Genomic DNA, 26,141 nt, shown 5'->3' on the forward strand with positions numbered 1-26,141 from the left:
GATCAGATTGTGAGGTATAGATATGAATGTTCCGATTATTTTAGTGGTCACACTAACCATCATAGCGATTTTGATAGCACTTTTGGATGTCCTTTTAGGTAGCAAAAGTGAGAAGAAGATAATAATAAACGATCAAAAAACCATACCAGTAACAGGTGATAATACGTTACTAAATCATCTCTCAGCCAATAAGATATTCATTCCATCTGCATGTGGTGGTAAAGCAACATGTGGACAATGTAAAGTAAAGGTAACAGAAGGTGGCGGAGAGACCCTAGCAACTGAGACTGGATTATTAAGCCTTCAAGAACGTAAGGATCAAGTACGATTGTCGTGTCAATGTAAGGTGAAAGGGGACATAAAAATCAGTATCCCGGAGTCCTTGCTTAATGCTCAGGAATTTAAGACGGAAGTTATGGGTATCGAGGATTTGACCCATGATATTAAGCTGGTGCGTTTTAAGTTGATCCAACCAACGACCATAGACTTTAAACCGGGACAATATGCACAAATTGAGGTACCTGGTCTTGAAATACAAAGAGCCTATTCTATAGCCTCAAATCCTAAAGAAACAGATTTTCTAGAATTGATTATCAGACTGGTTCCCAAAGGTGAAGCCACAACTTTTGTTCATAGAGCATTAGAGGTTGGTGACCGGATCAGATTACTTGGTCCTTTTGGTAGTTTCTTTCTACAAGAACATTCTGACAGGGATATTATATGTATAGCCGGCGGATCCGGAAAAGCACCTATTCGGTCTATTCTTTATTATTTAAGAGACCATGGGATGAACCGTAAAGTCAAATACTTCTTTGGTGCTAAGACAGCTAAGGACTTATATTATACAGAAGAGTTTCAAGAGTTGGCAAAAGAATTTCCGAATTTTCAATACATTCCGGCTTTATCTGAACCGAATGAAGAAGACCATTGGCAGGGCGAAGTAGGTTTGATTACCGATGTGGTTGACAGGCATAGTAAGAATCTTGAAGAGCATGAGGCTTATCTATGTGGTTCACCGGGCATGATTGATGCTTGTTTTGCTGTGTTAGAACGAAATGGTATGCCATCAGAACGTATTTATTGTGATAGATTCTAGTTTTCTTATATGTGTTTAGACATAACGTTTCAAATTATAGAATTAAGAGAGGTGTATAATGGACATCAAAGTCGGGCAAGTATTGCGTCTGAAAAAAGGTCATCCTTGTGGTTCATTTGAGTGGGAAGTTCTAAGGACAGGCATTGATTTTAAGCTTAAGTGTAAGGGCTGTGGACATCTGGTTATGATACCAAGAGTCAAGCTTGAAAAGAATATAAAAGAGATAAAAGATTGAACAGTACCGAAAGGTAAATATTTTTCGCAATAAAAAAGTACTAAAGGCTTGACCAAATAGGAAGGAAAATATAATGATTAACATTGGTTTACAATTATATACTATAAGAGATGAATGTGAAAAAGATTTCATGAGTGCAATAAAAAAAGTTGCTGCAATTGGGTATAAGGGGCTCGAGTTTGCCGGATATTATGGCATAAGCGCACAAGTTCTCAGAAAAGCGATGGATGATTTGCAGTTAAAAGCTGTTAATACACATGTTTCTCTCAGGAGGATGGAAAGTGATTTTGATGAAGAAGTTGAATACGCTAAAATATTAGGTATGGATACAATTACAATACCTTATTTGGAACTAGAGGACAGGTTGGACCGTGATTCTCTTTTAAAAACCGCAGAATCAATTGCCAGAATTGACCAAAAGTGTAAAGATAATGGAATTCAGCTTTGCTACCATAATCATGATTTTGAATTTGAAAAAATCAATGGAGAATATATTTTGGATATACTTATTTATAAGGCAAAATATTTAAAACTGGAGTTGGATACGTTTTGGACCTCCTATGCAGGTTTGGATACCGTTCTATATATGCAAAAGAAAAATTCTAGATTAATCTATCTTCACTTGAAAGATATGATAAAAGATGAGAAACCTATTTTTGCAGAAATCGGCGAAGGATGTCTTGACATTAAATCTTATCTGAAGACGGCTATCGAATGTGGGGTTGAATGGGTTTTTGTAGAACAAGACGTGTGCAATACTCAGAGTATTGAATGTGTTAAAAAAAGTTTTAATAATTTAAGAAGTTTTGATAAATAGTATCTCCTTAAGCCTCCTTCCTAAAATTAAGTTTATATTTTTAACTTTTATAACGAAAGATTAAATATATTCATTGCAAATAAGTACTTAATATGGTATCATGTATTCTTGTATGTGGATAGCTATGCCTATCTACAATTATAAAATAATATCCTTGCTCATTATAGTCATGACGACTTAGGAGTGGGCCAAAGACCAGAAGGAGGTGCCAAGATGAATACTTATGAATTAGCATTAGTACTTAATGGCAAATTGGAAGAAGAAGCAAAGACTGAAGCCTTTGAAAAAGTAAAAGGTTATATCGAAAAATTTGGTGGTAACGTTGTCAATGTAGACGACTGGGGTAAGCGTAAATTAGCTTATGAGATCCAAAAAATGCGTGACGGTTTTTACTACTTTATTACTTTTGAAGCAACTTCAGAAGTGCCAGCAGAAGTAGAAAAGCGTATTCGTATTATGGAATCAATTTTACGTTTCTTAATCGTTAGCAAAGTAGCATAAAACAAAAAGGGGGTAACGACTATGAACAAAGTAATTCTTATGGGGAGACTTACTAGAGATCCTGAAGTGAGATACACACAAGGTGCTGAACCTTTAGCGATTGCAAGATATTCTCTAGCGGTCAACAAACGTTTTAAAAAAGAGGGACAGCCGGACGCAGATTTTATTAACATCGTGGCATTTGGTCGCGAAGGTGAATTTGCTGAAAAGTATTTTAAAAAAGGACAAATGGTTTCCGTAGTAGGAAGACTTCAGACAGGTTCCTATACAGACAAAGACGGTGTTAAGAAATATACAACGGATGTTGTCGTAGAAGAGCAACACTTTGCAGAAAGCAAGCGTTCTTATGAAGAGCATGCAACAGCAAGTGGCAGTCAGGACGGTTCTAGCGTTAAAGCACCCACAAATAATCAATCAGAAGGATTCGTAGCAATAGATAATTTTGATGATGACGATCTACCATTCTAAACGATATTACTAAGCAAAGGAGGTAAGCTTGTGGCTTTCCAAAAAAAGAGATTTAAAAGAAAAAGACGTGTATGTGTTTTCTGTGAAGAAAAACAAAACACAATGAACTATAAAGATGTTAATAAACTAAGAAGATTTGTATCTGAGAGAGGTAAAATACTTCCTAGAAGAATCACAGGAAACTGTGCAAAACATCAAAGAGCTGTAACGATTGCAATCAAACAATCAAGACATGTATCCTTGATGCCTTATACTTTAGATTAATATTTTGGGCTTTTCATGACTCAGGTTGTGGAAGGCTCTTTTTATTATTAAGTAAAGTTGAGTTATGAACTATTAGATGATATAATATCTAAGTGTTAAAATGCTCAATTAAGAGTATGTGGTTTTAGAAAAAGAGGTAGACAATATGAATCAGAAGAAGCAAGTGGCTTTTAATCAGCGCATTCAGAAGTTTTTTACATGGCCCCTATTTTATATGATCGTTATAACGTTTATGACCATTGTTATGTTGATTATTGAAAGAAGTATGGGTATCTTTTTTGTTATATTATGGCTGATTGCTGGTGTGATTGGTTACTTCATGAATAGAACAACAAGAAAGCATTTGATGAGTGAGGTTATTAATTTTGCCCTTAGCTTTTCAGGTGTTCAAAAGGATTACCTTGATAAATTAGAGCTACCCAATGTTATATTAGACCCTGAAGCAAAAATTAGGTGGTGCAATGAAGCGTTTAACATATTGGTTGGTACCATGGAAGATGTAGATGAAAGTAAAATCATTGAAATGAATATCAATGATATTATCCCCAGTTTGAATAGGGAAATGTTACCTTCTGAAATGGAAGGACAGATTGAAAAAATATTTGAAATCGGTGAGCGTCATTACAGGGTTATAGCCAAACATATGCGCATAGAGATGAATTCTAAAGAGCTGGATCTCGTAAACCTTACAGAAAATGAAGAGCAGTTGCTGTATACACTTTATTTTTTTGATATTTCTAAAGAACGCATGCTTGAGCAAAAAAACAATGATCAAAAAGCGGTTGCAGCCCTTATCTATATTGATAATTATGAAGAGGTCTTAAACAGCATCGAAGATGTAAGACGTCCTCTACTGGTAGCATTGATTGATCGAAATCTAAGCAAATTCGCCAATAAAATAGACGGTGTTCTGAAAAAATTTGAAAAGGATCAGTATATCCTTGTTTTTCAGCAAAAATATATGGAAGAGTTAAAGAATAATAAGTTCAGCATATTAGATGAAATACGTAGTATTAGTATTGGTAATGAACTTCCCGTAACTATGAGTATGGGCATTGGTATCAATGAATTTTCTTATTTACAGTCGGTGGAATTTGGCAGAATGGCCTTAGATCTTGCCTTAGGTCGAGGTGGCGACCAAGCGGTTGTTAAGAAAAATGATAAGTTTTCTTTTTATGGTGGCAAAACCCGTGGCGTAGAAAAAAGCACGCGTGTAAAAGCAAGAATAAAGGCTTATGCCTTTAGAGAACTGATTGAAGAAAGCGATCGTGTCATTATAATGGGACACAAACGTCAAGATTTAGATTCACTGGGTGCGGCTGTGGGCATATATGCTTGTGCCAAATTGCTGGATAAACCAGCGAATATTGTTATTAATGATGTAACTTCATCCGTTAAAACCCTTCATACGCAACTGATTGAAAACGACCATTATCCTAAGAATCTGTTTGTAACCGGACAGGAAGCCATCAGCTATATAAAAGAAAAAACGTTATTGGTGGTTGTGGATGTTAACCGACCATCTTATACAGAACATATGGAGCTTTTAGACTATTTTAAAAACATTGTGGTCTTTGATCATCACAGAGTGAGCTCAGAACCCATTGAAAATCCGGTTCTAAGTTATATCGAATCTTATGCTTCTTCCACATGCGAAATGGTGACAGAGATTCTAAGATATATATCCGATAAAGTGAAATTAGAACCGATTGAAGCAGACGCCTTGTTTGCAGGGATTACCGTCGATACCAAAAACTTTGTCATTAAGACGGGTGTTAAGACTTTTGAAGCAGCAGCTTTTCTTAAAAGAAGCGGTGCTGATGTTATTCGGGTAAGAGGTTTCTTTAAAAATGATATGGCCTCTTACAAAGCCAAAGCTACAGCAGTTAGGGACTGTCAGATTTATAGCGATCATATGGCGATATCCGTTTGTCCCTCAGATGTTGAGAACCCATCTCTTGTGGCGGCACAAGCCGCAGATGAACTCCTTAATATATCAGATATCAAAGCATCATTTGTGTTATCGGACATTGAGGGGACCATTTATATCAGTGCAAGATCTTATGACAGTATCAATGTACAACTCATTATGGAAAAACTGGGCGGTGGTGGTCATCTTAGTGTGGCCGGTGCACAGATTCCGAATGAAACCATAGATGGTGTTATTATAAAATTAAAAGAAGCTTTGGACAATTATTCAGAGGAAGGTGAAACAACATGAAAATAGTATTACTAGAAGATGTAAAAAAAGTAGGTAAAAAAGGCGACATTGTAGAGGTCAGTGATGGCTATGGTAGAAACTATTTAATAGCTAGAAAATTAGGTAAAGAAGCGACCAATGCAGCTATTAATGATGTAAAACTAAAAAAAGCCACAGAAGCAAGAAAAAAAGAAGATGAACTCAATGAAGCCAAAGAATTGGGTCTCAAAATAAAAGCATCCTCCATAACTCTAGCTATTAAAGCCGGTGAAGGTGGGAAAACTTTTGGATCGGTATCGACAAAAGAGATTGCTAAAGCTGTTTCCGATCAACTTGGCATAGAAGTTGACAAGAAAAAAATGGTCTTAGATGAACCCATTAAGTCCCTTGGTACCCATATTATTAAAATCAAGCTTCATCCAAAAGTGACAACAGAATTATCGGTTAAAGTTGAAGGAGAATAGTCTGCATTATTAGAAGCGGACATAACGGGGTGACCTATATGGAAGACATTGTAAAACGTATACCGCCACAAAGTTTAGAGGCGGAACAATCGGTTATTGGTTCAATGATTATGGACCGTGAGGCCATCGAATCGGTTAAGGATACAATCACAGAAGATGATTTTTATCATCCGGATTTAAAGTTTATATACGAAGCCATGGTTACCTTGTACAACAGGAATAAGCCGGTCGACTTGGTGACGCTACAATCACAGTTACAAGACCAGAAGGTCTTAGATCAGATTGGTGGTATTGAATACTTATCGAAATTGGCAATGGCAGTACCTACTTCAGCTCATGCGAAGCATTATGCCATGATTGTCAAGGAAAAATCAACGCTTAGAAAGATTATAAAAGCCAGCCAGGAAATCACTGCGGATGCCTATGACGGCACAGTATCCATAGAAAATGTATTAAACGGTGCTGAAGAGCGGATTTTTAATATTGTTCAGAAAAATGATTCAGGTGAATTTACGCCTATTGCTCAGCTGGTGAACCCAATGTTAAATAAATTGGAGATGTTGACTAAAAACAAAGGCAAGGTCACAGGTATTTCCTCCGGATTTTTGGACTTGGATTATCGTACAGCCGGATTTCAGCCTTCGGATTTAGTATTGGTTGCGGCAAGACCCTCTATGGGTAAAACTGCATTTGCACTGAACGTCGTTCAACATGCTGCCATCAAAGAGGGTAAAGTAGCAGCTATGTTTAGTCTGGAGATGTCAAAGGATCAGTTACTGAACCGTATGGTCTGTTCTGAAGCCATGGTAGATGCACAGAAAGTAAGGACCGGAGATCTTGAGGATGAAGACTGGGCGAAAATATCAATGGGTGCAGTGATCTTAGCCGATGCACCGATTTATGTGGATGATACCCCGGGAATTACCATATCAGAAGTTAGGGCAAAATGCCGTAAACTAAAAATGGAAAAAGGCTTAGACTTGATTATGATTGACTATTTACAGCTTATGAGTGGATCAGGCAAGACCCAATCAAGAGAACAAGAGATTTCGGAGATCTCAAGGGGTCTAAAAGCCCTTGCAAGAGAAATGAGTGCACCGGTTATCGCATTGTCTCAGTTATCTCGTGCTTGTGAATCCAGAGCAGATCACAGACCCATGTTATCCGACCTTCGAGAATCAGGTGCTATAGAGCAAGATGCCGATGTGGTTATGTTTTTATACAGGGATGAGTATTATCACCCTGAATCAGAACTCAAAAATCAAGCAGAGTTGATCATCGCTAAACAACGTAATGGTCCCACAGGAACCGTTAATCTGGTTTGGATCGGTCAATATACAAAATTCAAGAACATGGCGCAATAAGAACAAACAAAAACAGAACCGTTTATACGGTTCTGTTTTTGTTAGTGCATGGTAAGGGACTCGAACCCATGACTTCTTCCACGTCAAGGAAACACTCTACCAGCTGAGTTAACCACGCCTATGCAACTAATTTACCAAGTTTTCACCCAAATGTAAAGTCATATTTTAAAATTAATTAAAAAACTTTGGGAAAATCATAAATACGAAAAGGTGGTGTGCATAAATGGATGAAAAAACTGAAACAATAAAAACCAAAAAGCATTGGAAAGAGCATCTAAAAACCAAAAGGTACTGGATTCTGATAGCGGTTGTTATTGTATTAGCACTCATTCTTTTCAAATTGCCGAATAAAAACGTTTTATCATTAATACAAAAAGAGCCGGAAAGTCACAATCTAAAAATTCATAGCCCTTTAAATGAAAGAATCATTATACCTATTATTAAGGAATTTCAGGAGACCACAGGTATACAAGTGGAATACCTGTCCGCAGGCACTATGGATCTTCTTGAATCTTTAGATAATAAGGAAGATAAATATCTCATGGACGTCATGTGGGGCGGTAGTAAAGAGTATTTAAACATATACAAGAACTTATTTGAACCCTATACTTCCATCTATGATCATGAGATTCATCAAGGACATAAGGATAAGGAAAACTACTTCTTGGGATACAACCTTTTACCCATTGTGCTGATTTATAATACCAAGCTGGTTTCTCCAGATGAAGTACCAGAATCTTGGGAGGATATACTGGATCCTATGTGGAAAGGCAAGCTGGCTTTTGTTGATCCAAGTACGTCCGGATCAGCCTTCATCGCCTTATCCTTCATATTAAATCTTAATCAAACAGGGTCTGAATATAACTGGAAAAATGCTGAAAAACTATTGGATAATTTGAATGGTAAAATATTAGCAAAGTCTTCAGAAGTCTATGAAGGTGTTGCAAATGGTGATTTCGCTATTGGTATAACTATGGAGGAAGCGGCCATATCCTATCTTCATAGAGGTGAGGATGTAGGGATTGTTTATTTCGAGGAAGGCACACCGGTAATAACCGATTCTATTGCACTTATGAAAGACGCAAAAAACAAAGAAGAAGCAAAAGCTTTTATTGATTTTGTACTTAGTAAAAAGGTCCAGACGTATATGGTGGATCAATTTTATTTGCGTTCAATCAGAAAAGACGTCGAGGTGCCACTGGGTCTGATGCCCATGGACGAGCTGAATATTTTTGACGCAGGTCATTTGGATACATATGAAAGAAAGTCCAGTGTATTAAGTAATTGGCGGGACAAGGTTATTATGAGGGTAAAAGATGGTGAATAAGATGAGGCATATTCGAATACCACTTTTTTATAAACTATTTGCAACATTCATTTTATGCAGCACCATACCATTGTTAATCATCAGTGGCTTGATGTATGGTCTATCAGTGAACTTCTTAAATAAGACCATATACGATCAGACCTATACCAACGTGGAAGGGGCACATGTTAGAATCAACGACAAGATTGTCGAATATGAAGGCATCATTCAAAGTATTATGAATAATGAAGAAATCATTCAAGCCATCTCCACAGGGAATGAACAAGAGTTTCATGAAAATACAGTCTATGAAATTATATATGAAGCCCTTATTGAACAAAGTACCAAACCGGTCGTACACATAACCAATCTGTCAGGCAGTATTGCCTATTCCACAACCCCTTTTCCAGAAACGTATCGTGTAGGACTGAAAAATAAATGGGGTATTTTTAGAGATATTGACCGGAAAGTCAATCAAACAGTAATATACCCTCAAAAAATCACATATTTGTCTGGAAAAAGTAGTATCATTAGCTTGGGAAGTCAGATTCTTAATAGTGAAGGGAAACATGTCGGCTATATCTTGATTGATGTACCAAGAGAAGTTATTTTAGAGGAAATGAAAACAATTCACTCAGGATTATCTCTACACATTGTCTTGCTTGATAACAATGCCTACACTTTATTGGATACACAAAACTCCAGTATGGAAGGAAAATTCCAAAGATCTTCCTACTTGGACCATGAAAAAAATTTGGAATATAAAAGTATCAAAGAGGAAATCAGTAAAGACAGTTTTTTAGTCGTGAATTTTGTAGATGAGAAGTTAGGCACCAGAACCATTGCTAATGTATCCTCAAACATTTTTCAGTCTTTTAATCGTATACTTGGGCTCATTCTATTAATAGGTGCCATTGTAAGCTTAAGTATATCCTGTATTATTTCCTATGTATTGGCTCGGTTTATATCTCATCCTATTAGAGAACTTATCAGCATTATGGGTGAGGTTGAGGAAGGTACATTTTCAGTTAAAGCAAATGCTAGAAGTAACGATGAGATAGGTGATCTGGCCAAGTACTTTAACCAAATGTTAGATCGACTGAATTCATATAAGAACAAGGTTATTGAAAAGCAACAGCAGCTTAGAACGACAGAAATCAAAATGCTTCAAGCTCAAGTGAACCCGCACTTTATTTACAACACCCTTGATGTTATCAAGTGGAGTGCTAAGATGGGTCAGAAAAGTGAAGTGGTAAGTGTTGTTACCAATCTAGCCAAAATACTAAGAAACAGTATTGACTGCGATGAAGAATTTGTTAGTGTCAAAAGAAGTATTAGCTTTATTGACAGTTATTTAGCCATACAGAAAATCAAATACAATAATGCTTTTAAAATTATAAGGAACATCGATCATACAATTTTAGAATGTAAAGTTCCAAGGCTCATCATCCAACCTTTTGTTGAGAATGCAATTGTTCATGGACTTAGTAACAATTCCGGCAATGGTGAAATAAGCATTAACGGTTTTGTTGAAGCGGGTATTATTAAGTTTCAGATTATTGACAACGGCATCGGTATGACGGATGAGGAGATTAGGAAGGTATCCGATAACAAGTCAGATCAGCATATCGGGATACATAATGTGGATCAAAGAATTAAGTTATATTACGGAGAAGACTATGGTGTTCATATAGAGAGTCAAAAATACAAAGGTACAAAAGTAGCCATAACAGTACCCTATTTATATGAAGGAGAAATCTTATGATTGGAATTGTAATAGTTGAAGATGAGGCCTATATTAGAAAAGGTATGGTTTTGACGACACCCTGGCAGGAGTTTGGTTGTGAAGTCATAGGTGAAGCTAAGGACGGCTTAGAAGGTTACAATCTCATAAAAAAGCTTAAACCCGATATCATTATAACGGATGTAAGTATGCCGGTTATGGATGGTATTGAAATGATAAGAAAACTAGATGATGAATTAGAAGCTGAATTTATCATCATATCTGGATTTAATGACTTTAATTATGCTCAGCAAGCTATCAAATTAGGCGTTAAGGACTATCTATTAAAACCCATTGATGACGAGGACTTTTATTTCACGCTCAAAAAGGTTGTTAAAGTCATAGAAGAAAGAAAGGAACAGATTAAACAATTAGAAAGACAAGTACTGATAGAAGAGGGTAAAACCGAACTTTTCTATGAAGAAAGCTATGATAATAATTATGATGGTAGAAAAAGATATGTTACCAAAGCGGTTAAATGGATTGAAGAACATTATCAAGAAGGTATTGCTATTGGAGAAGTAGCAGAAGCCTTGGAGATTAGTGAAAGCTATTTGAGTAGGTTGTTTAAAAAATATACAGACTACACATTTGTTGAATTCTTAACAGACTATCGGCTCAAAATGGCAATACAACTCTTGAGGGATCATACCATAAAAGTCTATGAGGTTTCTGAGAAAGTGGGTTACAATGACCCCAAATATTTCAGCATATTGTTTAAAAAGAAAATAGGTGTTACACCTATGGAGTTTAAAAACAACCTATCTGGGGAACAAGACAATAAGCAAAAAGATGAGTATAATGAATGAAAAACAGAACTAAGTAGCGATAAATGTATACAAAAACACCGGGAAAATCAAGAAAAAAGAAGTGAGTTCATATTATTCAACAAAAAAACAGGATAGTTCATTGATGTATATATAAAAAAGCTATATAGTCTCTATATAGCTTTTTTATATATAAGAACCTTTAATTTAGCATATCGGCAAAGAAGGAGAAAAGACATGAACATATTTCAAGACAGAAATAGAGAATTAGAGATTGAAATCGATTTATACCTCAACTGTCTTCAAAAAGGTGCGATGACTTTTTATGAAGGTATCAAGGACTATATGACAAATAATTGCCAACAATTTGAGGAGCGTATTAAAGTCGTCGTAGAGCAGGAAAGTGAAGCGGATGAACATCTAAAAAATCTAAAATTTATCTTATACAGATATAATTTGTTACCGGATTTAAGTGCAGACATATTAGAGCTTATGGATTCCATGGACGATATTGGTGACATTTCCAAACAAATGCTTTTAGACTTACAAGTTGAGCAACCTAGAATAGAAGAAGATTTTAAAGAAGACTTTATTCAAATAGCAAAAACCTCATTAAAAGCTGTGGAAACACTTATACGTGGTGTTAGAGTTTACTTTACCCAGTACAAGACCATAGAAGACTATATTAGTAAAGTATATTTTTATGAATCAGAAGTGGATAAATTGGAGCACAAACTGAAGATCAAAATTTTTGCAGACAAAGACCATTTAAAACTTAGTGAGAAAATGCATCAACGCTATTTTGCGCAAAAAACAGCAAGACTTTCAGACATAGCAGAAGAAATGGCTATTAAACTATCCGTGTTTAGATTTAAGAGAGGCATATAATGGAAGTGAAGACAGCAGAGGGAGGCGTTGAGTGAAATGAATTTTACAATGGCAACAGCCATCTTTTTGTCTGCAGGATTGTTCATGGGATGGTCTCTTGGTGGCAATGATGCAGCTAATATTTTTGGAACTGCGGTAGGTACCAGAATGGTCAAATTTTCTACAGCTGCCATCATCTGTAGTATATTTGTTATCTTAGGCGCTGTATTAGGCGGAACAGGCGCTTCTCATACGCTTGGCCAACTGGGTGCCATCAATGCTATAGGCGGTTCATTTGCCGTGTCGGCTTCAGCTGCTTTTACAGTCATGGTGATGACGGGAAAAGGACTACCTGTATCCACATCTCAAGCAGTTGTTGGTGCAATTATCGGATGGAATATTTTTGGAGGTATAAAGACAGAAATGGCTGTGGTTTATAAAATCGTAGGTACATGGGTCTTCACCCCAATATTAGCAGCACTATTTGCAGTCATTTTTTATTGGATTATTAAATATATGGTAGAACATACTAAAATACATATTGTCAAAATGGATAAATATACAAGATATGCCTTAATGATAGCTGGTGCTTTTGGAGCGTATAGCTTAGGTGCCAACAATATTGCCAATGTCATGGGTGTTTTTATAAATGTATCTCCATTTGCAACTGTAAGGATATCTGAAAACATTACCATAACCAGTACCCAACAGCTCTTTTTTCTAGGTGCATTGGCGATCTCCCTTGGCGTATTCACTTACTCCAAGAAAGTGATGTTAACTGTAGGAAAAAGCATCTTTAAGCTCTCACCGATAAGTGCATTCATAGTGGTTTTGGCCACCTCTACGGTCCTATTTCTATTTTCCTCGGAGTCTTTAAGTATTTGGCTGACATCAAGGAACCTTCCAGCATTTCCACTGGTACCTGTATCCCAGTCTCAAGCAGTTGTTGGCGCCATTATGGGTATCGGTTTGGCAAAAGGCGGAAGAAACATTAACATGAAGGAGCTTGGAAGAATTGGATCAGGATGGATCATGACACCCCTTATATCTATGATGATTTCTTTACTTTCACTATATATTCTTCAAAATGTATTTATGCAAACAGTCATAAATTACTAACTTACGCCTATATCCTTTATCTCCCAGAAGATTAAGGATATAGCTAAGTTTCACAAATCAGTCATAGATATATAGATTCCGTTGAAGCATTCAGAACTATATACCCCTGACTGAAGCTCAACTAATAGCTCTCTCCTTTATCTCCCAGATTAAAGTTATAAAAGGACTTTGTAAGCCATTTTGCAATTTAAGCAGATGGCGTGCAAAGTTCTTTTTACCGTTTCACGTGGCGATTCCAAGGATTTTCAATGAAATGAGCCATAAGATATTGACATATGAGCGTCTTCTGTTATAATTATGCTATTACATATCAATAAATCGTTGAAGAGACGAGTAGAATGAAGTACGGATTAACAGAGAGAAAATCATAGTTGAGAGATTTTTATTCCTATTCATTTGAAGACTACCTCTGAGAGATTCTAATACAATCCGTTGACTACGTTATCGTCGAATGAAGTGATAGGAAACTATTATTAGGGTGGAACCGCGGGTTGACTCGTCCCTTGCTAATGCAAGCGATGGGTCTTTTTTGTTTTGTATAAAGTGCACCAATTTGACCATGACGCGTATCAAGTTAATTGAAGAAAGAAGGAGAAAAAATGATTATAACATTAAAAGATGGCAATACATTAGAATTTGATCAAAAAGTTAGTGTACTGGATATAGCAAAAACTATAAGCGAAGGCCTAGCTAGACAGGCTTTAGTCGGCGAGGTAGATGGCGCTATAGCAGACTTGAGAGACGAAGTGAGTGACGATGCCCAGGTAAATATACTTACCTTCAATGACAAAGCCGGTAAAAAAGCTTTTTGGCATTCAGCATCCCATTTGCTGGCCCATGCAGTAAAAAGACTTTATCCGGAAACAAAACTGGCAATAGGACCGGCAATAGATAATGGTTTCTACTATGATTTAGACCGTGCAACACCATTTTCTGTAGAAGAATTGGCACTCATTGAAGGTGAGATGAAGAAAATCGCATCTGAGAACTTGGAGATTACCAGATTTGAGTTGCCAAGAGAAGCGGCTATCGAACTTATGAAGGAGAAATCAGAAGACTATAAAGTTGAGTTGATTCAGGATTTACCGGAGGATGCTAAGATCTCCTTTTATCAACAAGGTGACTTTGTTGACTTATGTGCAGGTCCACATATTGTTAGAACCAAAGACATTAAGGCATTTAAGTTGACCAGTGTTGCGGGCGCCTATTGGCGTGGTTCTGAAGACAACAAGATGTTAACGAGAATCTATGGTACAGCTTTTCCTAAGGCGAAGGATCTGAAAGAATATCTAGATATGATTGAAGAAGCCAAAAAAAGAGACCATCGTAAACTAGGAAAAGAACTTGAACTCTTCACCATGTATGATGAAGGCCCAGGATTTCCCGTATTTTTAAACAAAGGTATTATTCTCAAGGATATATTGATAAAATACTGGAAAGAAATACATAAGAAAAATGGCTACGAAGAAGTATCAACGCCGATTATCTTAAACAAAAGTCTGTGGGAAACTTCGGGACATTGGGATCATTACAGGGATAACATGTACACAACTCAAATAGATGATGAAGATTTTGCGGTTAAACCAATGAACTGTCCAGGTGGCATGCTGGCTTTTAAAACAAAGCAACATTCCTATAGAGATCTACCACTTAGAATGGGCGAACTAGGTTTGGTACACCGTCATGAAATGAGTGGGGCCCTACATGGTCTTATGCGTGTAAGAAGCTTTACCCAAGATGATGCCCATATATTTATGACCAGATCACAGGTAACAGAAGAGATCATAAATGTTATTAATCTGATTGATGAAGTTTATGCAAAATTCGGTTTCAGTTACCATGTGGAGTTATCCACCAAGCCGGAAGGCAGTATTGGGGTACAAGAAGATTGGGATATGGCAGAAGCATCTTTAAAAGAAGCCTTAGATCAAAAAGGGATGGCCTATATCTTAAATGAGGGCGATGGGGCTTTCTATGGTCCTAAGATTGACTTCCATTTAAGAGACTGTATTGGACGTACTTGGCAATGTGGCACCATTCAACTCGACTTCCAATTGCCTCAGAGATTTGAGCTTGAGTACATTGAGCATGATAATTCTAAGCAAAGACCCATCATGTTACACCGTGTTGTTTATGGATCTATTGAGCGCTTTATCGGAATCCTGATAGAGCACTTTGCAGGTGCATTCCCTTACTGGTTAGCACCGGTACAAGTGAAAGTACTACCAATATCACCGGAATTTGATGATTATGCCAAAGAAGTAATGGCCAAACTCGATGAACAAGGTGTTCGTGTAGAAGGTGACCTTAGAAACGAACGTATCGGCTACAAGATCCGAGAAGGTGGTATGGAGAAAATCCCATTCCTATTAATCGTAGGCGAGAATGAGCGAAACGCCGGATCCGTCTCAATACGACCATTTGGTCAACAAAAAAATGATGAAATGTCCTTAGTAGACTTCATAGAAAAAGTCAAAGAACTATAAAAAGTTAAAGTGTCAAACTCAGTCTGACACTTTAACCATAATAACTAATTAATCCTATAATAAATGTTGAAGTGAAATAGTCACTTTAACATTTATTTTTTTGCAAATCTTGAAGATAAACCTGATCCCTTATTTTATCACTATCAAGAAACACTTATATATGGTATGTGTAAAATCGTATACGTCATATGATATTCTATGAGTAACCAATAATACCAAAAAGCCAACATCGACCATGAAGTTCCTGGAACAGTGTGTATGACTTAAGCAAGACAGCAGGAGCTGTCCGCCGACTTTTGGTGCAGGACGCACCAATCGGAGGCCGTAGTTATATACACTGTGGAAGGGTTTTCATGGGACCTCTTTAGAAACATATTCATTTTATCCCTATCCCCTAACTCTCCTAACCAAATCAACTGCAGTCTTATGGGCATCTTTAGCCATTTGTTCCGTATCAATCTTCTGTAGCACACCGTCTTTAGAGACAATCTCACCTGCGACAATGGTCATCTTAGTATAAGAATGATTACCAAGACATACAAGTGAAACCAAAGGATCGTGACAACCGGCATACTCAATCCCGGATAAGTCAAAGAGATTAAGATCTGCCGCCATACCTGGTGCCAGATATCCGGTGTCTGTTCTTCCAAGAACCTGTGCGCCACCTCTTGTAGATATTTTTAGAATATTATAGGCATCTAGACCTTCTGTACCGTACTTAAGATGATTGAGCAAGTAAGCCCGTCTAACTTCCTCCCACATATTTGAACCATCATTACTAGCACTTCCGTCCACAGCAATACTGATATTGGCACCAATATTATGAAGTTCTGACGTTCTGCAGATACCACTATTAAGCTTCATATTGCTAGAAGGACAGTGGGCAATACCCGAGCCATTTAGACGATGTATTTCATGATCATCTAGGAATATGCCATGGGCGTACCAAACATCTTTTCCGACCCAACCCAGATCCTCCATGAGCTCAAAAGGCCTACGTCCATATTTTTCTAAGCAGAAGGCTTCTTCATCTAAGGTCTCAGCTAAATGGGTATGCATCATGACCTTATGTTCTCTGGCAAGTAAAGCTGTATTTTTCATAAGGTCAGCCGTTACTGAAAAAGGTGAGCAAGGGGCCAATGCAATTCTAGTCATAGCATAGTCGGATGGATCATGATACGTCTGAATGAGTCTAAGAGAATCTTCAAGAATAAGAGATTCTTCTTGAACAACCGTCATGGGCGGCAAGCCGCCGTGATCTCTTCCAAGAGACATAGAACCTCTTGTGGCATGGAATCGCATACCAATATCTTTTGCGGCTTGAATCTGTTCATCAATTAAAGTAGATGGCTGCCCATTTGGAAAAACATAATGATGATCGGCAGTTAAGGTGCAACCGGTGCGTAACAATTCCGAGAAACCAACCATAGCACCATGATACACGGCAGTTGGCGTCAGATGCTGCCAAAATTCATAAAGACCAATCAGCCAAGGGAAAAGCGGTTTTTCTTGAACTTCCTTAAGACCTCTGAACAAGGTTTGATAAAGATGATGATGGGTGTTAACAAATCCGGGTAAGGCAACAAGACCTTCACAGTCGATAATCTTAGTATCTGTAGCTGAAGGTAGATTGTCTCCGATAGCGGTTATAACACCATTTACAATGAGTAGGTCCTGATGTTCCAAGTGTTCTTCCTGATTATTAAACGTATAGATGTGGTCAATGTTCTTTAATAATAATGATGACATAGAAACCTCCTTAAATAAAAAAACCACAAAATATCTGCATCAATAAAACAGAGTATTTTTTGTGGTTAACTCAACACAAGCGTTTAGTGCTTTGGCCTAAGATAATTATACAACAGACTACCTTTTGGTGCAATCCATTAGATCTTGGTTATGTGACAAAACGATAGAGTTTAACGAATGAAATTGGAAGTCTTTGCCATTTTTAGGATTATATGTAAATATAGACAATAGAAATCATATATACAACAACATATTTGTACAAAATTAACAAATTACACTTTACATTTAAATATCTGTTCAGTATAATTAGGAGGTCATGTAAAGGGAGGCAATTATGCGTTGTAGAATATTAATTGGTGGGGGCGATCAAGAGTATAATGTTCAATTGATAGAAAACCTCGTTCTGTCTAGAGAGAACCATTTCGAAATAACACTACTTAAAAAAAAGGACAATCTTGAAGAAGACTTGAACTCGAATCATTATGATCTCATCTTATTAAGTGAGGAACTCATGGCATTGGCGAGTGGTATGATTCCGGAAGATAAGGAAGCGCGTATGGTGTTAATGGTTGAAGGTCATACGGGGTATCACCTTCACGGGATGCACACCCTATTTAAATATCAAAAAGTTAAAGAGATTGAGTCAACCATCAATGATCTGTTTCTTAAAGTAACAGCCAAAGAATGGGTCAACAAAAAATACGGAAACCTGAAATTAATAGGCTGTTACAGCCCAGCAGGAGGCTCCGGGAATACGACAATTGCTCAAATCATTTCAGCTTCCAAGGCGAACCAAGGTTACAAAGTACTTTTTCTAAGTTTAGAATCCTTTCCGAGTTATGATATGACCTATCAAGGCACATCAACAGATAACTTATCGGATTATATGATGCATATCATGTCAAAAAGTAATTGGATGATGGGACTTGAGAAGATGAAGTGTGTAGATTCGGCATCAGGCATCCATTATCTAATGCCTGCCATAAGCGAAGGTGACTTATCCGGCTTTGAACAAAAGATGTGGTTAACATGGATTGATTATATGATTGAAAAAAGTGACTATGACTATATGGTTATAGATTTTGCCCAAGACTTTTTAGGAAAAACCCTTGAGCTTATTAAAAAATGTCATCACAAAGTATTTAATGTACGTGGTGACGTTAAGGGATATAAAAAGTGGTTGGTATTTTCAGAAGACCTAAATAGACTAAGTGAGGAAGAAATCTTAAAGGATAAGACCGTGATTATCAATCAAGTCTTTCCATCATCCAAATTATTTGTAACAGAGGGTGATATAACACTGAGCTTTGATGATAGGTTAATAGAAGAAACGGTTGATGGCAGAATTATATTCAACAGCCAATCCATAGCTTATGAAAAAATCGAAAGGCTGATGCGTCATGTTTGATCAAAAGACAACCCATGATCATCATTATTGTGATTTGATAAGTGAAGTGCGTAATGAAATGGGACTCATGGATGATTTGCTGGATGAGGAAGTTGAAGCCCTTATCGAAACGGCTTTGAAAAAAATGACCCAGAGAACCTATCTACCTCTTAAAACGAGACTTTACCTAAAAGAGAAAGTATTTAATGCTCTAAGGCGGTTAGATATTCTTCAACCTCTTGTAGATGACAAAAGCATAACTGAAATCATGGTAAATGGGGTTAAAGATATTTTTATCGAAAGAAACGGTCACGTGACACGCCTGGATTATACTTTTGATTCACAAGAACAACTTGAAAATATTATTCAGATGATTGTATCAAAGGTAAATAGAGTTGTGAATGAATCCTCTCCCATATGTGACGCCAGATTGGCAGATGGATCAAGAATCAATGTGGTGCTACCACCAATTGCGTTAAAGGGACCAACGTTAACGATTAGAAAATTCCCACAAAAACCGATTGATATGTCAGATTTGGTGACTTGGGAAAGTATATCATCAGAAGTTGCCTTGGTGCTTCAAACACTTGTCAAAGCCAAATATAATATTTTCATTTGTGGCGGAACGGGTTCGGGTAAGACGACTTTTCTTAATGTTTTGTCAAACGCTATACCAGATGATGAAAGAATCATTACCATAGAAGATTCAGCAGAATTGCAGATTAACAAAGTGTCAAATCTAGTCAGTCTTGAGACAAGAAATGCCAATGTAGAAGGGCGAGGTACAATTACCATTAAAGACTTAATAAAATCATCTCTTAGAATGCGACCGGATAGAATTGTTGTAGGGGAAGTTAGGGGACACGAAGCGTTGGACATGCTCCAAGCCATGAATACCGGTCATGACGGTTCTTTGTCAACCGGACACGGGAATTCTACCACGGATATGCTAAGCCGCCTTGAAACCATGGTTCTGTCAGGATCGGCAATGCCCCTTGAGGCGATTAGGCAGCAGATAGCTTCAGCTGTTGAAGTCATGGTACATCTGGGTCGACTTAGAGATAAATCAAGAAAAGTTTTGGAAGTGGTGGAGATTGTAACCTACAAAGAGGGGGAAGTCATTATGAACCCCTTATATGCTTTTCGAGAAGATGAGCAATCAACCGATGAAAAAGTACATGGTCAATTAGTTAGAAGTGGTAATCGGCTTCAAAACCGTGAAAAATTACTCTTATCTAATATGAAGGAGTGTTTACCGATATGACTTTGCAAAGCAACATCTATTATAACAGATGTTATTATACTAAAAAAGAATGGACCTGGCATATAATTTGGGGTATGACATATTATTTTATTATGGGCATGATCTTCTTTAACCATCTAATACTTGCAAGCATGGCATGCCTAGGCGTTTACTTTCATATAAAAGCACAAAAAGCACTAGCCATAAAAAAAAGAAAGCATAGACTGAGGGAGCAATTTCGTGAAGCCATGTATACCTTGTCTTCCTCTCTGTCAGCTGGAAGATCAGCAGAGCAGGCTTGCATACAGACATTAGCAGATCTTCAGATTCTTTATGATCACCAAACCGATATCATTATAGAATGGTCACTCATCGTGAAAAAGCTCAACATGAACGAGACCTTAGAGTCTGCGCTTGAGGATTTGGCGCTACGCGCAGGCGTTGAAGATATTCATAATTTTACAGGCGTTTTTATTATGGCAAAAAGAACCGGTGGTGATTTAATAAGGATAATAAGAGAGACAACGCATATGATTAATGAAAAAATAGAGATTCAAAAGGAAATAGATCTATTGGTTGTGCAAAAACAATTTGAACAAAAAATACTATCATACATTATTCCGGGCATGATCGTATTTTTTCAATTAACATCACCGGAATTTCTAGGTCCCTTGTATACGACGCTAATAGGTAGAATGGTAATGGTCTTTGCACTATTTTTATATATGCTCAGCCGTAAAATCGGAGAAAAGATTGTTAGTATAGAGGTGTGATATGTATGAAGTTGTAATTATTCTTTTTTTGGTTATTCATTTGGTTTACTTTATTTATGCTAAGCGTACACTAGATGACAGCGAAGATGCAAAGGACTTTCTGTATATTTTAGGGTCTCCTGTTATAAAGCATCTGTCTTTTGATAAGGTAAAAAGCTTGTTAACCAATCAAGAATTAGAGAAGTTAACTAAAATCTATCGTCCCATGCATTTTAAACAAGGCGTCTGTCGCTATCAAGGCAACCGAATTGGTTTGGTATTGGTTGTACTCTTCCTTGGAGGACTTTTTGCCTTAGCAATTGGAAATGACCATGAAACCTCAAGAGAGATGAATCCAGTCATTGAACGACCTTCATTTGATCAGGATCCGGTTGAATATGATCTGAATTACAAAATAGAAGATGAGGAAAGCCTGGTCGGTCGATTGCCGGTTAGGGTCGAACCTAAGTTACCGGAAAGAAAAGTAGCGGTTGAGCTATTAAAAGCCAGATTTTCAGAGTTAGAACCACTCATGTTAAAAGGGATGAATCCCAATGATGTCTATGAGGATCTCCATCTTCCAAAGAAACCTTTTGGAGAAGAAGTCACAGTACGTTACACTTCACTTACAACAGATTATCTCAGTCATGAGGGCGTTTTGAAAAGAGATAATATGGAAGAAGCAACACCATATGACGTCTCATTATTGGTGGATTTAAGTCTTGGAGAGGTAACTATGCCTTATGTCTACGATTTTCGGATTATACTCAAGGAAATGAATGCAGTAGATTTTGCAGAAGCAATTGAAGACCATGTGGTCAAAACGGATGATAGAATCATTCTGCCAAAAACAACAGGTAAAAACGGAATCCCCATACGTTGGTCAACACAGGAAGTAGGGGTCTCCGGATACAGAATTTATTTAGTGGCAGTATTAATGGCGATCTTATTTTATGTTCTAAAAAAAGGAGATTTAGATAAGGCTTTGATAGCAAGAAAAGATGAGATTTTGTACGATTTCCCGACAGTAGTGAATAAGTTGACGATGTTAATCAATGCCGGTATGACCTTCAGCCATGCATGGCAAAAAATCGTTGTCGATCATCAGCAACACAAGATTGCCAAAGGGATACTCTATGAAGAGATGATGCTGGTCAGACAAGACATCAAAAATGGCATACCAGAAATCGAGGCTTTGGAAAATTTTGGAAAAAGAACACAATGTAAAGAGATTATTAGATTTGTCGCAGTTATTACTCAAAATCTGAAAAGAGGCAGTCAATCCATGACCATAGCCTTAAAGCAACTGAGTAGAGAAGCATGGACAATTAGAACAACAACAGCACGAAGGCTTGGTGAGAAGGCAAGTACCAAACTGTTACTGCCTATGGGCATTAGCTTGATTACAGTACTCATCATTGTTATGGTACCTACGTTCATGGCTATGAAATTATAGGAGGATGTTATGCGTATATTATTTTTCAAAGGAATGTGGTTAAGAAATAAAATGATCAATGCCATTAGAAACGAAGATGGTATGGGGGTAATTGAGATTGCTATCATTATCCTTGTGCTAATTGCTATTGGCTTTTTATTCAAAGAAAAAATTATGCAACTGGTAAATGAGTTATTGGATAAAATGAATGTTGATGGTATAACTTCGTAAATTATCCTGAAGGTTGGATTAGAGAAAGAGAAGAGAGGGAGAGCAATTGATAGAAATCTATCCACTTGAAAAATGTATCTACTATCAAATAAAAATGTGTCAACACAATCAGATTCCAAGTTTGGTCCCTTTTGATTTTAGCTACGAAGATAATGATGTTAAAATCTACTGGAAACTAAAAGGTTTCGAAGCACTTCATAAAAAAGAAAAGCATACCCATTTGTCGAAAAAAAAAATGGAAAAATTATTGTTACATCTTAAAAAAGCGTTAATAGACTGTATGGACTATATGTTAGAACCTTGTCAATTGAAGTTAGAATGGGAAGCTATTTATGTTGACGAAAAAGATGACTATAGGTTTATCTACTTACCGGTCCGCAAGGAAGAAGAAATGGATATTGCTGTGATTCTTAAAGGATTTTTTAGTCAACTACAACCTTATATTAACCAAAATGATGAAGGTGTGATGATAAAAATGCATCAGCTACGTTTAGGCCTTGAAGCAGAGAATTTTAACTTAGAGACTTATATTAATGATGTGATGACGACAAGCATGGGTTCATTAGAATGAAGACTCTAAACAAGTATAAGTCAGCCATCATGGTCGGGGTCGTGATGTTCGTATATATTTTAGTGATAAACGGACTTCCCTATAATCATAAGGAAAATACAACCGACTTGTACAAAAGTATAGAAAAAATCATGGAAGAGGGACCTTATCTCATTGAAGGAGAAGGTATGCTCGTTTTACCGAATAAAACGATGTCAACGATGAACCAAACCTTGACCATACACTTTGGTATAGATGGTCATTTAGATTTTGTGAAAAAAGACCATGAGATACAAATGTCATTAAAAGATACTTTTGGATATGAAGAAGTACCACTAGGGCGTTACCGCGGACTTGGCAATACACATCTCATCTATTCGGAAATCGGAACAAGTGAAACGATCGATATAAGTGCATTCATAGCCCAAGCTTCTTCCAAAGACGAGATGACCCACCAAGAATGGCAGAACTTTGAAAAAGGCATAGAAGTCAACCGTTCATGGGTTAAAAATACCAAAAAAGGGTATAATCCGATTAAAACAGAAGTAACAACTTACTCTATAGATTTAAGCTTATTATTATCACAGGCAGTAATGGAAGCACTGAGCCATTCAATCATGACATCCTTAGTATTTGAAGAGGCTCTAGTAAGCTATCATACAGATCGAAATGGAAATCCGAAAGCTCTTGATTTTGAGATTAGAACCCAAGAAATGGCTTTAGAAGTGTCATTAAACATAATAATGCCATAAGTGACTAAAGTCATCTAAACGAATGACTTAGGATACTACCAAGTAAGTCATTTGACCTGTAGAATAGAGAGTAAGTCGGGCAATAAACCCGAAATATAAAAATCAAACCCATAAAAAGAAGAACGAGGTTTGTAAAGGATGCATGGGAGAAATAGACGTGAGCAATCACGTCTATTATTCTGCGTATTATTATTTGAAATTGTTGAATCTTATGGATTGTTAAAATATTGTCTTTTCAGGTGGATTATGGTTTAATAAATATATGAGTAAGGGGGTAGGCGTCATGGAAGGTATTGAACTTTATAAAAACACAATGATTACATTTGCCTTGATATTTTCAGCTGCCTATATGATTGTACTTGGTATTGTTATAAGGGTTAAGAGCCAAGGTGGTGCTATCGTAAGATGGTTTTTATGTATTGTCTTTGTTATGTGGCTATGGACAACTTTTTATATTTTTGAACGTGTGGCACCGAGTGTTGATATTAGATGGATCATATGTTGTGTAGAGTATGTGGCGATATGTTATCTAGGCTTTTTTGCCTATATGTTTTCCAGATCCTACCGTGGTTTGAAAGCGCCTAGTAGATTAAAGCTAATTGCATTGCTGACCCCACCAACCTTTTTTTACCTTAGTGTTTTGACCAATCCTTTGCACCATCAGTTTTATCGAAGTTTCACAGTACAAACAGAAGTCTATGGTCCCCTTTGCTGGGCTTTGATTTATGTCACTTTGCTCTATTATCTGGGCGGTGTCTATCATTTTATCAGAAAATCAAGATATCGATCTATATATAGAAGACGACAAATGGTTTATTTCACTGCGGCAATCATTGTACCAATTATGATACATATACTAAATACGATTGGGATTATTAATCTGGACTTTAATATATCCTTAGTGGTTATGCCCTATTCACTTTTTTTGATTACGATATCTGTTCTAAAACACAAGTTCCTGGATATACTACCCCATGCTTTGTTGGATGTTGTTGAATTCATTGATGATGGCTTTATGGTTATTAATGTTGAGCATCATATAGAAGACTATAACGCTTTGTTCTTTAATCGTTTTATGGACATGAACCATTGTGAAAAAATGGAAGATGTCATGAATGTCTTTGCTGATATTGTAAAGGACTCAGAAGATCTTGATAACCTAATGGTTGCATTAAAGGTGAGCAAGAAAGACCATATAAGTGGTGAAATATCATTCAAAAAAAAGCAGTCCGAAACCTTTTTGAATATCCAATATACGGCTAAAGCAATCAATGATCTTTATGGATCAAAGATAGCCACCATCATAACCTTTCACGATATTACAGAAATCCAGAACTTGTATCTGGCTCTAGAAAGTAAAAAGAAAGAGTTAATGCAGGCTAAAGAGCGATTAGAAGAGCATATAGCTTCAATACAGCAGTTGACCATAGAGCAGGAACGTAATAAATTGATGTCGGAGGTCCATGATACATTGGGCCATTCTATGACGGAAGTCCTGGCACTCCTGGAGAAATGCGATTTAGTTCTAGAACAAGACCCCTTTCAATTTGAAGCGGTACTTGAAGAAACCATTGTTAGGGCAAGAAAAGGACTTTCTGAAATACGAAGTGCGGTTAGTCGATTCAAAAAAATGGGGGTAGAGATATGATAAAAGTCATGTGCGTAGATGATCAGCTGTTACTTAAAGAAACCATGATTTATATGCTTAAACAAGATCCGGATATTGAGGCAGTCGATGGGGGTAATGATGGGTATGAAGCATTAAATATTTGTGAGAGCTATCGACCCCATGTAATATTAATGGACCTAAGGATGCCGAGGCTTGGTGGAATAGAGACGACAACAAAGATTAAAGCTCTATACCCATCCATAAAAATCATCATTCTAACGACCTTTGAAGATCAAAAAAGTATTTTCGACTCAATAGAACATGGTGCTGACGGTTATATTGTTAAAGATATTAAACCGGAGGAGCTCGTACTAGCTGTAAAAAGCGTCTATCATAATTTATATGTGATGCACAAAAATGTGGTCAACATTGTAAAAGAAGAAATTATTGATGTGCATATCAAAGAAAAGGATCAACAAGAAACATTAAAAAATTATGATTTAACACCAATGGAGATTAAGATTATAAAACTAATGGTCGATGGAAAAAGTAACAAAGAGATTGCATACAGTCTGAAATTCACAGAAGGAACGGTTAAGAATAAAGTGTCTAAGATACTGAGCAAGTTGGGACTTAAAGATATGACACAAATAGCAGTCTTTGCTATCAAGCATAATCTGACTTAGGGGAACGCAT

General features: G+C 36.9%; 25 protein-coding genes, 1 tRNA gene and 1 other annotated feature. Of the genes, 24 read left to right on the forward strand and 2 right to left on the reverse strand.

Annotated features, from left to right (window positions below; all coding sequences use genetic code 11):
* Positions 1 to 22: 22 nt before the first annotated feature.
* The 9 genes from PATL70BA_RS09170 (at position 23) to dnaB (ending at position 7,409) form a co-directional block, all read left to right on the forward strand.
* Positions 23 to 1,096, forward strand: coding sequence for an NADH:ubiquinone reductase (Na(+)-transporting) subunit F (locus tag PATL70BA_RS09170; protein WP_125137072.1), 1,074 nt, complete (start codon positions 23 to 25; stop codon positions 1,094 to 1,096).
* A 58-nt stretch (positions 1,097 to 1,154) separates the two neighbouring features.
* Positions 1,155 to 1,331, forward strand: coding sequence for a DUF951 domain-containing protein (locus tag PATL70BA_RS09175; protein ID WP_125137073.1), 177 nt, complete (start codon positions 1,155 to 1,157; stop codon positions 1,329 to 1,331).
* 73 nt (positions 1,332 to 1,404) lie between these two features.
* Positions 1,405 to 2,148 (forward strand): sugar phosphate isomerase/epimerase family protein, encoded by a 744-nt coding sequence (locus PATL70BA_RS09180; RefSeq protein ID WP_125137074.1) that lies wholly within the window; start codon positions 1,405 to 1,407, stop codon positions 2,146 to 2,148.
* 213 nt (positions 2,149 to 2,361) lie between these two features.
* On the forward strand, positions 2,362 to 2,649 hold the full coding sequence (gene rpsF / locus PATL70BA_RS09185) for a 30S ribosomal protein S6 (RefSeq protein WP_125137075.1): 288 nt from the start codon (positions 2,362 to 2,364) through the stop codon (positions 2,647 to 2,649).
* 21 nt (positions 2,650 to 2,670) lie between these two features.
* Positions 2,671 to 3,117: a single-stranded DNA-binding protein gene (locus tag PATL70BA_RS09190; protein ID WP_125137076.1), complete on the forward strand. Its 447-nt coding sequence runs from the start codon at positions 2,671 to 2,673 to the stop codon at positions 3,115 to 3,117.
* Positions 3,118 to 3,120: 3 nt separating this feature from the next.
* Entirely contained in the window at positions 3,121 to 3,381 is a 261-nt protein-coding gene (gene rpsR / locus PATL70BA_RS09195; RefSeq protein WP_125137077.1) for a 30S ribosomal protein S18, read from the forward strand.
* Between the two features lie 145 nt (positions 3,382 to 3,526).
* On the forward strand, positions 3,527 to 5,602 hold the full coding sequence (locus PATL70BA_RS09200) for a DHH family phosphoesterase (RefSeq protein WP_125137078.1): 2,076 nt from the start codon (positions 3,527 to 3,529) through the stop codon (positions 5,600 to 5,602).
* Positions 5,599 to 6,045 (forward strand): 50S ribosomal protein L9, encoded by a 447-nt coding sequence (gene rplI / locus PATL70BA_RS09205; protein ID WP_125137079.1) that lies wholly within the window; start codon positions 5,599 to 5,601, stop codon positions 6,043 to 6,045. Before PATL70BA_RS09200 ends, rplI begins: the two co-directional genes overlap by 4 nt.
* 38 nt (positions 6,046 to 6,083) lie before the next feature.
* Positions 6,084 to 7,409: a replicative DNA helicase gene (gene dnaB / locus PATL70BA_RS09210; RefSeq protein ID WP_125137080.1), complete on the forward strand. Its 1,326-nt coding sequence runs from the start codon at positions 6,084 to 6,086 to the stop codon at positions 7,407 to 7,409.
* Positions 7,410 to 7,454: 45 nt separating this feature from the next.
* Here dnaB and PATL70BA_RS09215 read toward each other — a convergent pair.
* Positions 7,455 to 7,527, reverse strand: a tRNA-Val gene (locus tag PATL70BA_RS09215).
* Positions 7,528 to 7,632: 105 nt separating this feature from the next.
* Between PATL70BA_RS09215 and PATL70BA_RS09220 the strand changes: the two genes are divergently transcribed.
* The 6 genes from PATL70BA_RS09220 to thrS all read left to right on the forward strand — a co-directional run bounded on the left by PATL70BA_RS09220 (position 7,633) and on the right by thrS (position 15,737).
* Positions 7,633 to 8,736: an extracellular solute-binding protein gene (locus PATL70BA_RS09220; protein ID WP_125137081.1), complete on the forward strand. Its 1,104-nt coding sequence runs from the start codon at positions 7,633 to 7,635 to the stop codon at positions 8,734 to 8,736.
* A complete protein-coding gene (locus PATL70BA_RS09225; protein ID WP_125137082.1) occupies positions 8,726 to 10,480 on the forward strand; it encodes a cache domain-containing sensor histidine kinase in 1,755 nt (584 codons plus the stop codon). Before PATL70BA_RS09220 ends, PATL70BA_RS09225 begins: the two co-directional genes overlap by 11 nt.
* Positions 10,477 to 11,307 carry a response regulator transcription factor gene (locus PATL70BA_RS09230; RefSeq protein WP_125137083.1) on the forward strand — a complete coding sequence of 277 codons (831 nt, stop codon included), beginning with the start codon at positions 10,477 to 10,479 and terminating at the stop codon, positions 11,305 to 11,307. Before PATL70BA_RS09225 ends, PATL70BA_RS09230 begins: the two co-directional genes overlap by 4 nt.
* A gap of 195 nt (positions 11,308 to 11,502) precedes the next feature.
* Positions 11,503 to 12,153, forward strand: coding sequence for a DUF47 domain-containing protein (locus PATL70BA_RS09235; protein WP_125137084.1), 651 nt, complete (start codon positions 11,503 to 11,505; stop codon positions 12,151 to 12,153).
* 36 nt (positions 12,154 to 12,189) lie between these two features.
* Positions 12,190 to 13,251, forward strand: a complete 1,062-nt coding sequence (locus tag PATL70BA_RS09240) for an inorganic phosphate transporter (protein ID WP_125137085.1) — start codon at positions 12,190 to 12,192, stop codon at positions 13,249 to 13,251.
* A gap of 312 nt (positions 13,252 to 13,563) precedes the next feature.
* Positions 13,564 to 13,758, forward strand: a binding site (T-box leader).
* A 92-nt stretch (positions 13,759 to 13,850) separates the two neighbouring features.
* The gene (gene thrS, locus PATL70BA_RS09245; RefSeq protein ID WP_125137086.1) at positions 13,851 to 15,737 is read left to right on the forward strand and encodes a threonine--tRNA ligase; all 1,887 of its coding nucleotides are present in this window, start codon (positions 13,851 to 13,853) and stop codon (positions 15,735 to 15,737) included.
* A 387-nt stretch (positions 15,738 to 16,124) separates the two neighbouring features.
* On the opposite strand, the gene PATL70BA_RS09250 is transcribed toward thrS, so the two are convergent.
* Positions 16,125 to 17,486: an 8-oxoguanine deaminase gene (locus PATL70BA_RS09250; RefSeq protein WP_125137087.1), complete on the reverse strand. Its 1,362-nt coding sequence runs from the start codon at positions 17,484 to 17,486 to the stop codon at positions 16,125 to 16,127.
* 334 nt (positions 17,487 to 17,820) lie between these two features.
* Between PATL70BA_RS09250 and PATL70BA_RS09255 the strand changes: the two genes are divergently transcribed.
* From PATL70BA_RS09255 to PATL70BA_RS09295, 9 genes are all read left to right on the forward strand, one after another.
* Positions 17,821 to 18,894 (forward strand): P-loop NTPase family protein, encoded by a 1,074-nt coding sequence (locus tag PATL70BA_RS09255; protein WP_125137088.1) that lies wholly within the window; start codon positions 17,821 to 17,823, stop codon positions 18,892 to 18,894.
* Complete coding sequence (locus tag PATL70BA_RS09260; protein ID WP_330509808.1) at positions 18,887 to 20,137, forward strand: CpaF family protein; 1,251 nt, start codon at positions 18,887 to 18,889, stop codon at positions 20,135 to 20,137. Before PATL70BA_RS09255 ends, PATL70BA_RS09260 begins: the two co-directional genes overlap by 8 nt.
* 74 nt (positions 20,138 to 20,211) lie before the next feature.
* Complete coding sequence (locus tag PATL70BA_RS09265; protein WP_172596183.1) at positions 20,212 to 20,889, forward strand: type II secretion system F family protein; 678 nt, start codon at positions 20,212 to 20,214, stop codon at positions 20,887 to 20,889.
* Position 20,890: 1 nt separating this feature from the next.
* Positions 20,891 to 22,324 carry a type II secretion system F family protein gene (locus PATL70BA_RS09270; protein ID WP_125137090.1) on the forward strand — a complete coding sequence of 478 codons (1,434 nt, stop codon included), beginning with the start codon at positions 20,891 to 20,893 and terminating at the stop codon, positions 22,322 to 22,324.
* Positions 22,325 to 22,333: 9 nt separating this feature from the next.
* Entirely contained in the window at positions 22,334 to 22,534 is a 201-nt protein-coding gene (locus PATL70BA_RS09275) for a Flp1 family type IVb pilin (protein WP_125137091.1), read from the forward strand.
* 46 nt (positions 22,535 to 22,580) lie between these two features.
* Positions 22,581 to 23,105, forward strand: a complete 525-nt coding sequence (locus PATL70BA_RS09280) for a DUF6382 domain-containing protein (RefSeq protein WP_125137092.1) — start codon at positions 22,581 to 22,583, stop codon at positions 23,103 to 23,105.
* Positions 23,102 to 23,836, forward strand: coding sequence for a hypothetical protein (locus PATL70BA_RS09285; RefSeq protein WP_125137093.1), 735 nt, complete (start codon positions 23,102 to 23,104; stop codon positions 23,834 to 23,836). Before PATL70BA_RS09280 ends, PATL70BA_RS09285 begins: the two co-directional genes overlap by 4 nt.
* 283 nt (positions 23,837 to 24,119) lie before the next feature.
* Positions 24,120 to 25,484: a histidine kinase N-terminal 7TM domain-containing protein gene (locus PATL70BA_RS09290; protein WP_172596184.1), complete on the forward strand. Its 1,365-nt coding sequence runs from the start codon at positions 24,120 to 24,122 to the stop codon at positions 25,482 to 25,484.
* Positions 25,481 to 26,131 (forward strand): response regulator transcription factor, encoded by a 651-nt coding sequence (locus PATL70BA_RS09295; RefSeq protein ID WP_125137095.1) that lies wholly within the window; start codon positions 25,481 to 25,483, stop codon positions 26,129 to 26,131. The genes PATL70BA_RS09290 and PATL70BA_RS09295 overlap by 4 nt, the downstream gene beginning before the upstream one ends.
* Positions 26,132 to 26,141: the final 10 nt, after the last annotated feature.

The organism is Petrocella atlantisensis, assembly GCF_900538275.1.
GTDB classification, from domain to species: Bacteria; Bacillota; Clostridia; order Lachnospirales; family Vallitaleaceae; genus Petrocella; species Petrocella atlantisensis.